Below are 13,190 nucleotides of genomic sequence, written 5' to 3'. Positions count from 1 at the left end.
GCCCTATTTCACCGGCAGTTGTTCCAGCCGGCGCCGCGAACCGCGCGGCCGGGGGTTGCGCCGCTATGCTCGCCGTCCTTCAGCACCGCGACGCCGTTGACGAAGACGTCGCGCATCCCGGCCGCATATTGCTGCGGCTTTTCGAAGGTGGCGCGGTCGTCGACCGTCGCCGGGTCGAAGACGACGACGTCGGCGAAATAGCCGGGCTTCAGCGCACCGCGATCCTTGATGCCGAGGTTGGTCGCGGGGAGGGTGGTGAGGCGGTACACCGCCTGTTCGAGCGTGATCAGCTTCTCGTCGCGTACATAATGGCCGAGCAGACGCGCGAAATTGCCATAGGTGCGCGGGTGCGTGCTCGATTTCAGGAACACGCCCTCGGGCGCCTGCGACGCGGCGTCGGACCCGAAACTCATCCATGGCAGCTGGACCTGTTTCCGGACATTGTCCTCGGACATCAGGAAATAGACGGTGCCGACGCGCGATCCGTCCTCGATGACGAGGTCCATCGCGGTTTCCTCCGGCGATTTGCCGCGCATCGCCGTGACCTCGGCCAGCGTCTTGCCGGTCAGCGGCTTCAGCGCCTCGCTCTTGAAGCCGGTCAGGATCATCTTGTCGGCGCCCGCGCCCAGATAGAGATTTTCCCAGTCGGTGCCCGGCTTTTGCATCTCGGCGGCGACGCGCGCGCGGGTCGCAGGATCCTTCAGCCGCTCGATCCATGCCTCCAGCCCGCCCGATTGCACCCAGGTCGGCATCGCGGCGTCGAGTCCGGTCGCCCCCGCAGGATAGGTGTACATATCGGTCGTGATGCGCAGTCCCTCGGCGCGCGCGGCCTCGATCTTCTTCACCACCGAATCCAGCTTGCCCCAGTTCGCGCGGCCGGCCATTTTGAGGTGATAGATTTCGGCCGGCGCCCTCGATCGGCGGGCGATGTCGATAAGCTCGTCGACGGCCTCTTCGAGCCGGTCGCCCTCGGAGCGCATATGGCTGATATACATGCCGCCGCACTTGCCGGCCTCGCTCATCAAGGCGACGAGCTCATCGGTTTCGGCATAGGAGCCGGGAGCATAGATCAGCGAGCTGCCGACGCCGAGCGCGCCCTCGTTCATCGCCTGCCGCACGAGCGCTTTCATGCGGCCAAGCTGTTCGGGGGTCGGATCGACATCCTCCTCGCCGAGCTCGTGGACGCGCACCGTCGCCGCGCCGACGAAGCTTGCGACATTGGTCGAGACGCCGCGCTTTTCGAGCCAGTCCAGATAATCGCCGAGGCTGGTCCAGCCAATGTCGAATTTGATGTCGCCCTGACGCTCGGTCTCCTGCCGCTTCATCGTCGCGTTGAGCGGACCCATCGACCAGCCTTCGCCCATCACCTCCAGGGTGACACCCTGCCGGATGTCGCTCTGGCTTTTGGGGTCGGCGATCAGCGATTCGGTCGCCCAGCTCAGCATGTTGATGAAGCCGGGCGCGACCGCCATGCCTTTTGCGGAAACCTCGTTTTTGGCGGTTCCGCTAACTTTGCCTACCGCGACGATGCGATCGCCTCGGATCGCCACGTCGCCGACCACCGGCGCCTTGCCCGATCCGTCGTAGATCGTGCCGCCGCGAATGATCAGGTCGTAGGCGGGTTTCGCTGCCACCGGCGTTGCGACAAGCAGCGTTGTCGCGAGGAGCGAGAGGCGAAGGAGAGACTGCTTGGCCATGGCGTATATCCTTTTGCAATCGTTCGAGATCGGTTGTGTGCGACCGGTTGTGACTGTCGCTCCCGCGAAGGGTGGCGTGAGTCACGCGCCTCCCGTCGCGGCCGCCATCGGCCTTACGCTATTTCTCCAGCAGCCCCCGCCTTCGCGGGGGGCGTCGGTTTGGTGGAATGGCAGCTCACCTTTCCAAACGGCCGAGCCTTATCCATGGAGGCTCAACAGCGAGTCCATCAGGCCGTCGTCGGCGCTGGAGCAGACGCCGAGCACCAGCGCCTCCTCATAACCGGCGGCGACGACATAGGCATGGCCCATCGACGAATCGAGATAGATGCCCTGGCCGACGTCGAGCGTGACCGGGTCATAGAATTCGCTATGCACTTCGATGCGGCCCTCCAGCACGTAGATGAACTCTTCGCCCTGATGATGGACGAGCTCGCCGAATTCGCTGGCGCTGTGCGCTCGAATGCGGGTCAGGATCGGGATCATCCGCTTCTGGCGAAGATCGGTGCAGAGATAATGATAGTCGTAATTGTCGGTCGTCACGCGCGCGGCGCGCTCGATCGTCCCGATGCTGCGGCGCCCGGTGACGCGGGGCGTGGTGTCTTCCTCATCCTCGGCGAACAGGTCCGACATGCGCAGCTTGAGTCGCTGGCTCAATTGCTGGAGCTTGTCGTAGCTGAGCGTGAGGCGGTCATGCTCGACCTTCGACAGGGTCGATACGGGAATGCCCGACTTTGCGCTCATTTCCTTGAGCGTCCAGCCGTTGCGGGCACGAATGCCCTTCATGACGGCACCGAGCGTCGGCGGGCTCGCGCGATCGGCCATCAAAAATTCCATTCCATATTTGACAATTTTCTAATCAGGATCATTATGTCCCCATCGGGCCAATAAACATTAGCCCTTGGTAAGGGGTCGCGCCCGTCGCCGCAAGTGCGGTGATGGGCCCGCAAAAAAGGGAGGAAAGCGATGCGTTTCATCCGCAAGGCGATGATCGGGCTTGCTGCGCTGGCGGCGGTGCCGCTCGCGGCGCAGGGGCCGGTCGCTGCGCCGACTGCGAAGAAGGTCGAGGCCGCGCCTTTGCCGGCCGCGAAGCCGGTGCAGGCGGCGAACCTCAACGCCACCGACCTCGAGGCGTTCCTCGACGGCTTCCTTCCCTATGCGCTCGAACGCGCGCGCATTCCGGGCGCGGTGGTGGTCGTCGTGCGCGGCGACGGTGTGCTGCTCGAAAAGGGCTATGGCTTCTCCGACGTTGCCAAGCGCAAGCCGGTTCTGCCCGGCACGACGCTGTTCCGCCCCGGTTCGGTGTCGAAGCTGTTCACCTGGACCGCGGTCATGCAGCAGGTCGAGGCGGGCAAGATTGACCTCGACAAGGATGTGAACGCCTATCTGGATTTCAAGATTCCGCCTTACCAGGGCAAGCCGATCACGATGCGCAACATCATGACGCACACCGCGGGCTTCGAGGAATCGGTGCGCTATCTGATCAGCAATGATCCGAAGGCGGTGATGACGCTGAAGAAGCAAATGCCGCTGGCGCTGCCCGAGCGGGTGTTTGCGCCGGGAACCACGCCGGCCTATTCCAATTATGCGACCGCCCTGGCGGGTTACATTGTCGAGCGCGTGAGCGGCGAGGATTTCGACAGCTATATCGACAATCACATCTTCAAACCGCTCGGCATGACGCACTCGACCTTTCGCCAGCCGCTGCCGGCGAAATTCGTGCCGCATATGTCGGGGGGCTATCCCGACATCACGCAAAAGGCGCGGCCGTTCGAGATGGTGATCCCCGCGCCCGCCGGCAGTCTGTCGGCGAGCGGCGACGACATGGGCAAGTTCATGATCGCCCATCTCAACGACGGGGCGGGGCTGTTGAAGCCCGAAACGGCGAGACAGATGCACGATTTCAAGGCGCCCGGCGTCGGCCCGCTCAACAGCATGGCGTTAGGTTTCTATGAGCAGCAGGTAAACGGCCACCGCGCGATCGCGCATGGCGGCGACACCGTGTGGTTCCACTCCTATCTGTGGCTGTTCCCCGATGCCGATGTCGGCGTCTTCATCTCGATGAACAGCGCCGGCAAGGAAGGCGCGGCGGGCGCGATTCGCAGCGCGCTGTTCCATAAATTCGCCGACCGCTATCTGCCGGGCGGCGAGGCGCCCGCGCCGATCGACGCCAAGACCGCGAAGCAGCACGCGCAGATGATGGTCGGCAATTATGTAACCAGCCGCGGCTCCTTCACCAATTTTCTGAGCCTGCTCGGCCTGCTCGGCCAGCCGACGATCGGACTGACCGAGGACGGCAAGATCAGCGTTCCCGGCCTCGACGGCCTGGGCGCGGGGGCTCGCGATTGGGTCGAGGTCGCGCCCTTCGTATGGCGCGATACCGGCACCGGCGAACGTCTCGCTGCCGAAGTCAAGGACGGCAAGGTCGTGCGCTGGAGCCTCGACGCCGGCTCGCCCTTCATGGTGTTCGAGCCCGCGCCGGTCGGCACCAACGCCGCCTGGCTGCTCCCCGCGCTGATCGCCGCGCTCGCCATTGCGGCGCTCGCGGCGCTCGCCTGGCCGACCCGCGCGCTCGTGCGCCGCAGCTTCAAGGCGGAGTTCGCGCTGGAGGGCAAGGCGCGACGCGCCTATCGCCTGTCGCGCATCTTTGCCTGGCTGGTCCTGGCGGCGGTCGCAGGCTGGATAGGGCTGATCGCGGCCTTCTCGGCCGATATCGGCAGCATCGGCGGCCCGCTCGACTGGCTGATCCACCTGCTGCGCATCCTGACGCCGATTGCCGCCTTCGGCCTGCTGATCACCGCGGGCTGGCACCTGGTGCTGTGCTTCCAGGGCAAGCGGAAGTGGACGATGAAGTTCGGCGCGGTGCTGCTGGTGCTCGCCGGACTGGTGCTCGTCTGGGTGACGCTGGCCTTCCACCTCTATGGCTTCGGAATGGTTTACTGATGGCGACGCAGAGCATGCGCGAGTTGACGCTCGACCTTCGGGTCGAGCGTTTCCCCTATCACCAGCCCTTTCGCATTTCGGGCCATGTCTTCACCGAAACGGCGCTCCTCGTCGCCGAACTATCCGACGGCGAGCATGTCGGGCGCGGCGAGGGGGCGGGGGTCTATTATCTTGGCGACGATATCGACCATATGGTCGCCGAGGCGTCGCGGGTGCGCGGCGCGATCGAGCGCGGCGCGACGCGCGAGCATTTGCAGAGGCTGTTGCCGCCGGGCGGGGCGCGCAACGCGCTCGACTGCGCTTTCTGGGATCTGGAAGCGAAGCAGAAAGGGCGGCCGGTCTGGGAGCTTGCCGGGCTGGAGGCGCCGAAAGCGCTGCGCTCGACGCTGACGCTCGGAGCCGACAGCGCCGGCAATATGGCGAAGGCCGCGCTCGCGATCGACCCGGAGGCGCCCGTCAAGGTCAAGCTGACCGGCGATCTGTCCGACGACATCGCGCGGGTCGTGGCGATCCGCACCGCGCGCCCCGATGCGTGGATCGGGGTCGATGCCAATCAGGGCTATCGCATCGAGACGCTCGTCGAGCTGCTGCCCGTGCTCGTCCAGACTCGCGTAGCCCAACTCGAACAGCCGTTGCCGCGCGGGCGTGAGGCCGATCTCGACGGGCTGAAACGGCCGCTGCCGTTCGTGGCCGACGAGAGCGCGTTGTCGCTGGATGACACCGCCTCACTCGTCGGCCGCTTCGATGTCGTGAATATCAAGCTCGACAAGTGCGGCGGGTTGACCGAGGGGCTGGCGATCGCGCGTCAGGCGAAAAAATTGGGGCTCGACGTGATGGTCGGCAACATGATGGGGACCAGCCTGTCGATGGCGCCATCCTACCTTGTCGGGCAGCTTTGCGACATCGTCGACTTGGACGGGCCGACCTTCCTGGCGCGCGACCGCACGCCCGGCGTCGCCTATCGCGGCGGCATGGTGCACTGCCCGGCGGAAATTTGGGGCGAATAGCCGACTGATGTCCTAAATCGGTTGACAATTTTCCGATTAGGACAATAGTCTCTGAATTGTAATTTCGGGAGGTGAGACGGAATGGCCATGTCGTTCCCCAGTGACGCGCCGCGCGGTCTTCGCGGGCGCGGCCGGCGCCGTATCTCGCGCGCCGATGATCAATCGGGGCGCTTTCGTTTGACCGGCGGCGCTCGCGAACCGGCTGTGACGGCCGGCGAGGGGATCGACATTGGGGTCTTTGACCTGACGGCGGAACCGATCCGCCGCAACCATTCCAATCGTGACATCACGGCCGCGCGCGGGGGCAATTTCCGCCGCCTGCTCGGCCAAATGTGGGGGTAAGACAATGAAAAAAGCATATTTTCTTGCAGGAAGCATGGCTGCGCTGGTGACCGCAATGCCGGCATGGGCGGCGGAAGGCGAGGCGGAGGACCAGAACGACATCGTCGTGACCGCGCAGAAGCGCGAGCAGCGGCTGATCGACGTTCCGCAGTCGGTGAGCGTGGTGTCGGGCGAGGCGCTGGAGAATATCCAGGCGACGAACTTTTCCGACTATCTGAAGCTGGTTCCGGGGCTTCAGCTCAACCAGACCACGGCCGGTTTCGGCCGCCTCGTGATCCGCGGCGTCAACACCGGTGGCGTCGCATCGACCGTTGCGGTCTATCAGGACGAAACCACCTTCGGGTCGAGCAGCGGTCTCGTCAACGGCGCCATATTGGCGGGCGACTTCGATACTTTCGACGTCGAACGGATCGAAGTGCTCCGCGGCCCGCAGGGGACAATCTATGGCGCGAGCTCGATGGGCGGCGTGCTCAAATATGTCATGAACAAGCCCGATACGGGCGGGTTCGAGGCGCGCGCGCGCGCCAGCCTCGAGACGACCAAGGGGGGCGATGAGTCCTATCTCGGCAGCGCGGTCGTCAACGTCCCGCTCGGCGAGACGCTCGCGTTCCGCGCCTCGGGTTTCTATCGCGATTTCGGTGGCTTTATCGACTCGATCGGCACCGCCGGTTCGGACGTCGAGGACGACATCAACAGCTCGAAAAGCTATGGCGGTCGCGCGTCGGTGCTGTTCAAGCCCAGCGAGACCTTCTCGGTCCAGCTCAGCGCCTATCTGCAGAATCTGAAGACCGATGCCTCCAACAGCGTCGACAGCAGCCCGGCGACCGGCCGCACCCTCTATGGCCGCCTCTCGCAATCGCAATTCGTTCCCGAAGGAACCGACGTTCGCTACCGTGTCTACAGCGGCATTGCCGACCTCGATCTGGGCTTTGCCAGCCTCGTATCGGCGACGAGCTACAGCACGCTGTCGCAGAATTTCCGCGGCGATCTGACCACGCAGTTCGGCGGGCTGATCCAGGCCGTCTTCGGCACGCCCAACGACTTTTTCCAGGGTCAGTTGACGCGCGTGAGACGCTTTACGCAGGAATTCCGGTTGCAGTCGCCCGAGAACGACAGCTTCGAATGGCTGGTCGGCGGCTATTACACCCGCGAGCGCGGGGTTATCGATCAGAGCTTCAATGCCGTCCAGCCGGGCACGCTGACCCCGATCACCGGCCTGCCGCTGCTTGGCGTCGCCAATCTCCAGTCGCGCTATCGCGAACTGGCGGGCTTCGCCAATGCGACGATCCATTTCGGCCAGCGCTTCGACCTGACCTTCGGCGGCCGCTACAGCGGCAACAAGCAGTCGGCGCTGCAGGTGTCCGACGGCGTTCTCGCAGGCGGTCCGAATACGCTGCCAATCGCGCGGTCGTCCGAAAATGTCTTCACCTTCTCGGTCGCGCCGCAGTTCGAGGTGAGCGATCAGGCGACAATCTATGCGCGGGTCGCGAAGGGCTTCCGTCCGGGCGGCCCGAACGTGCTGGCACCGGGGGCGCCGCCCGAACTCGGTTCCTATGACTCGGACTCGCTCATCAGCTACGAGCTGGGCGTGAAGGCCGAGACCGTCGACCGCAGCTTCTCGATCGACATTGCCGCCTTCTACATCGACTGGAAGGACATTCAGGTGTTCGGTCAGGTGAACAACTTCGGCATCAACTTCAACGGCGGCAAGGCGAAGAGCCAAGGCCTCGAATTCACGACGTCGCTGCGTCCGACGCAGGGGCTGACCTTCTCGCTCAACGGCGCCTACACCGACGCGAAGCTGAAGGATGATACCCCGCCGCAGGTCGGCGGCCTTTCGGGCGACGCGCTGCCCTACACGCCCAAATACAGCGTCAGCGCCAATGCCGATTATGAGTGGGAGCTGGGCGGTGAGACGACGGCCTATGTCGGCGCGTCGATCCGCAGCCTGTCGAAACAGCCCGCCGGGTTCGACTTCGCTTTCCGCAGCGCCAACGGCCGCCAGCGTTATCTGCCCTCCTATGAGGTGGTCGATTTGCGGGCGGGGGTCGATTTCGGCAAATATTCGCTTGAACTTTATGCGAAGAACCTGACCGATGCCGAAGGCAAGACCTCGCTGGAGGCGCCCGCGAATATCCCGCTCGGCGCCGCCGGCACTGCGGTCATCCGGCCGCGTACCTTCGGCGTGACGCTGACGGCCGGCTTCTGACGGCCTATAGGAGAGGAATGACCATGGCGACCGTGCTGCAACGGCGTGCAGACGCCGAACGGGAGGGTGTACCCACGCTCCCGCAGCCTTACCTGCTCTTCCTCGGCGATACCGTCGAGGCGGGCTATGCCAAGACGGCCTTCGGCCTCGCCGACTGGGCGGGCGACCGCTGCGTCGGCGAGCTGGCGATCGCGGGCTGCACCGTGACCACCGGCCTGCCGCCAATGTCGCCCGCCGCAGCGGCAGCCGCGGGGGCGAAGTCGCTGGTGATCGGGGTCGCCAATCAGGGCGGCATCATCGGCGACGCGTGGGTTGCGGTGCTCGTCGAGGCGATGGAGGCGGGGCTCGATATCGTCAGCGGGCTCCACACCCGGCTGACGAGCGTTCCCGAACTGGTCGAGGCGGCGCGGCGTACCGGGCAGCGGCTGATCGACATCCGCACCCCGCCGCCGTCGATCCCGATCGCGAACGGGCGCAAGCGCAGCGGCAAGCGGCTGCTGACCGTCGGCACCGACTGCGCGCTCGGCAAGAAATATACCGCGCTGGCGCTGCATCGCGCGTTCGTGGCGCGCGGGATCGACGCGGACTTCCGCGCGACGGGCCAGACGGGCATCATGATCGCGGGCGGCGGCATGCCGATGGACGCGGTGGTTTCGGACTTCGAGGCAGGGGCGGCCGAAATGCTGAGCCCCGACGCGGCGCCCGATCACTGGGATCTGATCGAGGGCCAAGGGTCGATCTTCAACCCCGCCTACGCCGCGGTCTCGCTCGGCCTGCTGCACGGCAGCCAGCCCGATGTTTTCGTCGTCTGCCACGATCCGACGCGCAAGGTCATTCTGGGCATGGAGAGCTTCGCGCTGCCGACGGTCGATGAGGTGATCGACCTGACGATGCGCCTCGGCAGCCGCACCAATCCGGCGATCCGCTGCGGCGGGATCAGCCTCAACACGTCGAGCTTCGACGCCGACAGCGCCGAGGCGTTGATGGCCGCCGAGCGCGAGCGGCTGGGGCTGCCGGTGACCGACCCGATCCGCGGCGGGGCGTCGTTCGACGCGCTTGTCGAAAATATCCTCGCATGATGGTGGGCGATGCGGGCAGCGGATCGAGTTGGTTCCAGCGCTTTCTGCTGCCCGGTTTCGCGCTCAAGGCGGTCATCATCGGCGGCGGCTATGCCACGGGACGCGAGCTCGCGGAATATTTCGTCCCGGCGGGGCCGTGGGGTGGGCTGGCCGCGATGCTGCTCGCAACCGTCATCTGGAGCGTGGTTGCGGCGCTGACTTTCGCGCTCGCGCGCAAATTCGGCGCCTATGACTATCGCGCCTTTTTCCGAGGGCTGCTCGGCCCCGGTTGGGTCGCGTTCGAGGCGGCGTATCTCATTTTCGTCATCCTGATCCTGGCGGTGTTCGGCGCCGCGGCGGGGGCGATCGGGGCGGCGACCTTCGGCTGGCCCGAAGTGGCGGGTTCGGTACTGCTGGGCGTATCGATCGTTGCGGTCACCGCTTGGGGGACCGGCGCGGTCGAGCAGATGTTCAAATATGTCTCGATCCTGCTCTACACCGTCTATGGCCTGTTCCTGATCCTCGCGCTCGCGAGCTTCGGCGGGCTGATCGGGCAGGGTTTCGCAAATGCCCCGCCGCCGTCCGGCAACTGGATCGCGGGCGGCATAACCTATGCCAGCTATAACATCGTCGGTGCGGTGGTGATCCTGCCGGTGCTGCGGCACCTGACCAGCCAGCGCGATGCGGTGCTTGCGGGGTTGATCGCCGGGCCGCTGTCGATGCTGCCCGCCATCCTCTTTTTCGTCGCGATGATGGCCTTTTATCCGGCGATCGGCGCCGAGACGCTGCCGTCGGATTTTCTGCTGCGCCAGATGGCTATGCCATGGTTTCATATCCTGTTTCAGGTGATGATCTTCGCCGCGCTGCTCGAAAGCGGCGCGGGCGCGGTGCATGCGATCAACGAGCGCATCTCTGGCGCGGTCGAAAGCCGCGGCCGCGAACCACTTTCGCCGCAAGCGCGTGCGATCGTCGGCGCGGTGATCCTGACCGGCTGCATGTTCGTCGCGGGCGAAATCGGCCTCGTCGACCTGATCGCCAGCGGATACCGCTTCCTCGCCTGGCTGTTCCTCGCGGTCTTCGTCGTGCCGCTCATCACCATCGGTACTTGGCGGCTGCTGCGCGGCAATCCCGTTTCCCCCATGGAGGCTTCGTCATGAAACCCATTCGTCTGCTCGCCCTGTCGCTGATGCTCTCGGCGGCGGCCCCGGTCTGGGCCGATCCGCCGGCCGACATCGTCCAGAGCGTCGAGGCGCTGCGGCAAAAGATCGGCGCGCCTGGGGTTTCGATCGCGATCGTCGAGGATGGCAAGACGACGCTGTCGCGCGGCTGGGGCGTGCGCAAGCTCGGCGAGCGGGCGCCGGTCGACGCGCAGACGATTTTCCAGACGGGATCGACCGGCAAGGCGATGACCGCCGCGGCGCTCGCTGTGCTCGTCGACGAGGGCAAGATCGCGTGGGACGATCCGGTCATCAAGCATATGCCCTGGTTCCGCATGTACGACCCGTGGGTCACGCGCGAGATCACGATCCGCGACTTGCTCGTCCACAGGAGCGGGCTGGGGCTGGGGCAGGGCGACCTGATGTTCGTGCCGCGCACCAACCTGACGCGCAAGCAGACGGTCGAGCGCGTCGCGTACCTCAAGCCCAAGACCAGTTTCCGCTCGGCTTATGCCTATGACAATATCCTTTACGCGGTTGCCGGCCAGCTCATCGAGGAAGTCACCGGCCAGACGTGGGAGAATTTCATTCGCGCGCGGGTGCTTCGCCCCGGCGGCATGAAGAATGCCACCAGCGACAGCGAGGAACGCTTCCGCGTCGCCAATCGCAGCTGGCCGCATGCGCGGCTGTCGGGGCCGCTGCGCGGGCTCGGCGACCAGCAGGCTCTCAACGAACGCGACGAACTCGGCCGCAACGGCGCGCCCGCGGGCGGCCTCGCGCTCAGCGCCGACGACATGGCGGCCTGGCTCAAGATCCAGCTCGCGCACGGCGCGCTGCCGAACGGCAAGCGGCTGTTCAGCGAGGCGCAGGCGACCGAGATGTGGAAGCCGGTGACCCCGATGCCGATTTCGCAGCTTCCCGACCAGCTCAAGCCCGCGCAGCCGACGCAACAGGCCTATGCGCTGGGCTGGCAGGTGCAGGATTATCGCGGCCACCGCATCATCCAGCACGGCGGCGGCGTTTTCGGGTCGATCACGCGCGTCGTGATCATCCCCGACAAGAATGTCGCCTTCGCGATCATGATGAACAGCGAGGAGAGCGGCATGCTGCTCGGCCTGACTTACGAGCTGCTCGACCATTATCTCGATCAGCCCGACTATGGCTGGACGACGAAATGGCAGGATTGGTACGCGGCGCGGCTCGAAGGCGGCAAGGCGTTCCTCGAGCAGAAGGCGGCGTCGCCGGTCCAGTCGGGACCGTCGCTGCCGCTCGCCGGCTATGCCGGCCGTTACCGCGATCCCTGGTACGGCGACATCGTGATCGGGCAGGGCGCGAGTGGCGGCCTGACGATCGATTTCACCTCGACGCCGCGCATGGCGGGGCGGCTGGACCATTGGCAATATGACAGCTTCGTCACCAAATTCGATGACCCGGCGATCGAGCCCGCCTATGTCACCTTCACGCTCGACGCCGACGGCAAGGTGACGGGGGCCAAGCTGAAGGCTGTGAGCCAGATCGCCGACTTCAGCTGGGACTATCACGACCTCGACCTCAAGCCCGTGGAGGGCAAGAAGTGAGGCGGATCGCGATCCTGCTGACGGCGACGGCGTTGACGGCGTGCACGAGCGGCGGCCACAAGCCGAAAGCGCAAGAAGCGCCGCTCCACAGCCGGATGCTGGTTCTCGACACGCATCTCGACACGCCGCTCCATTTCGAGCGCGCGGGCTGGAATTTCGCCGACCGCCATCCGCTGGCGGACGATATGGCGCAGCTCGATATTCCGCGAATGAAGGACGGCAATCTCGATGGCGGCTTCTTCGCGATCTACACCGAACAGGGGCCGCTGACGGCGAAGGGCTATGCCGATGCGCTCGCCTTTGCGCGGGGGCGCTCGGAGCTGATCGACAGGACGATCGCCGCGCATTCCGCCGCGATCGCGCCAGCGCTGACCGCCGCCGACGCGCTGCGGCTGAACAAGGAAGGCAAGCTCATTGCCTTCAAGTCGATGGAAAACAGCTATCCGCTCGGCGAGGATCTGTCGCTGCTCCAAGAGTTCTACAACAAGGGCGTGCGGCTCGCGGGGCCGGTGCATTCGAAGGACAACCAGTTCGCCGACAGCGCGACTGGCGAGGGGCGCTGGAAGGGGCTGAGCCCGCTTGGCAAACAATGGGTCGCCGAGATGAACCGCCTCGGCATCGTCATCGATGCGAGCCATTCGTCCGATGCGGCGTTCGACCAGATTCTCGCGCTGTCGAAATATCCGATCCTGCTGTCGCACTCGAGCCTGCGCTCGGCCTATGACCATCCGCGCAATCTCGACGAGGGGCGGTTGAAGGCGCTGGCGGCGAAGGGCGGCGCGATGTGCATCTCGACCATCTTTATGTCGCAGATGAACATGACGCCCGCACGCGCTGAATTATTTGGCAAATATGAGCATATCGGCAGCATGACGCCCGCCGAACAGGCCGATCTCAACAAGCGCTGGCGCGAACTCGACAAGACCGAGCCGCTGTGGGCGGCCGATTTCGAGGCCTATATGAAGATGGTCCTCCGCGCGATCGAGGTCGGCGGCGTCGATCATATCTGCTTCGGCGCCGACTGGGACGGCGGCGGCGGGCTGAAGGGCATCGAGGATATTTCGGCGCTGCCCAAGGTCACCGAACGGCTGAAGGCGGCAGGTTATTCCGACGCCGATATCGAGAAGATGTGGAGCGGCAATATCCTGCGTGTGCTGGCGGCGCAGGGGAAGTAATTCTGTCGCATCGTCATCCCGGCGAAGG

General features: G+C 65.2%; 10 protein-coding genes. 8 read left to right on the top strand and 2 right to left on the bottom strand.

The window, feature by feature from the left end:
* Positions 1–8: 8 nt before the first annotated feature.
* Both ATE67_RS17160 and ATE67_RS17155 read right to left on the bottom strand, forming a co-directional pair.
* Positions 9–1,697, bottom strand: coding sequence for an N-acyl-D-amino-acid deacylase family protein (locus ATE67_RS17160; RefSeq protein ID WP_058817879.1), 1,689 nt, complete (start codon positions 1,695–1,697; stop codon positions 9–11).
* Positions 1,698–1,895: 198 nt separating this feature from the next.
* Positions 1,896–2,519 (bottom strand): helix-turn-helix domain-containing protein, encoded by a 624-nt coding sequence (locus ATE67_RS17155; protein WP_058817949.1) that lies wholly within the window; start codon positions 2,517–2,519, stop codon positions 1,896–1,898.
* Positions 2,520–2,660: 141 nt separating this feature from the next.
* Here ATE67_RS17155 and ATE67_RS17150 point away from each other — a divergent pair, with 141 nt between their 5' ends.
* The 8 genes from ATE67_RS17150 to ATE67_RS17115 all read left to right on the top strand — a co-directional run bounded on the left by ATE67_RS17150 (position 2,661) and on the right by ATE67_RS17115 (position 13,162).
* Complete coding sequence (locus tag ATE67_RS17150) at positions 2,661–4,637, top strand: serine hydrolase domain-containing protein (RefSeq protein ID WP_058817878.1); 1,977 nt, start codon at positions 2,661–2,663, stop codon at positions 4,635–4,637.
* Positions 4,637–5,644: a dipeptide epimerase gene (locus ATE67_RS17145; protein ID WP_082660465.1), complete on the top strand. Its 1,008-nt coding sequence runs from the start codon at positions 4,637–4,639 to the stop codon at positions 5,642–5,644. The genes ATE67_RS17150 and ATE67_RS17145 overlap by 1 nt, the downstream gene beginning before the upstream one ends.
* Before the next feature lie 81 nt (positions 5,645–5,725).
* Complete coding sequence (locus ATE67_RS17140; RefSeq protein ID WP_156417093.1) at positions 5,726–5,986, top strand: hypothetical protein; 261 nt, start codon at positions 5,726–5,728, stop codon at positions 5,984–5,986.
* A 34-nt stretch (positions 5,987–6,020) separates the two neighbouring features.
* Entirely contained in the window at positions 6,021–8,195 is a 2,175-nt protein-coding gene (locus ATE67_RS17135; protein WP_231728211.1) for a TonB-dependent receptor, read from the top strand.
* A 17-nt stretch (positions 8,196–8,212) separates the two neighbouring features.
* Positions 8,213–9,274: a DUF1611 domain-containing protein gene (locus ATE67_RS17130; protein WP_231728210.1), complete on the top strand. Its 1,062-nt coding sequence runs from the start codon at positions 8,213–8,215 to the stop codon at positions 9,272–9,274.
* Complete coding sequence (locus ATE67_RS17125) at positions 9,271–10,410, top strand: YkvI family membrane protein (protein WP_058817875.1); 1,140 nt, start codon at positions 9,271–9,273, stop codon at positions 10,408–10,410. Before ATE67_RS17130 ends, ATE67_RS17125 begins: the two co-directional genes overlap by 4 nt.
* A complete protein-coding gene (locus ATE67_RS17120) occupies positions 10,407–11,987 on the top strand; it encodes a serine hydrolase (RefSeq protein ID WP_058817874.1) in 1,581 nt (526 codons plus the stop codon). Before ATE67_RS17125 ends, ATE67_RS17120 begins: the two co-directional genes overlap by 4 nt.
* Positions 11,984–13,162, top strand: coding sequence for a dipeptidase (locus ATE67_RS17115; protein ID WP_058817873.1), 1,179 nt, complete (start codon positions 11,984–11,986; stop codon positions 13,160–13,162). Before ATE67_RS17120 ends, ATE67_RS17115 begins: the two co-directional genes overlap by 4 nt.
* Positions 13,163–13,190 lie beyond the last annotated feature (28 nt).

Source organism: Sphingopyxis sp. H050 (assembly GCF_001468265.1).
Classification (GTDB): Bacteria; Pseudomonadota; Alphaproteobacteria; order Sphingomonadales; family Sphingomonadaceae; genus Sphingopyxis.
This window is presented reverse-complemented; position numbering and strand designations above follow the sequence as displayed.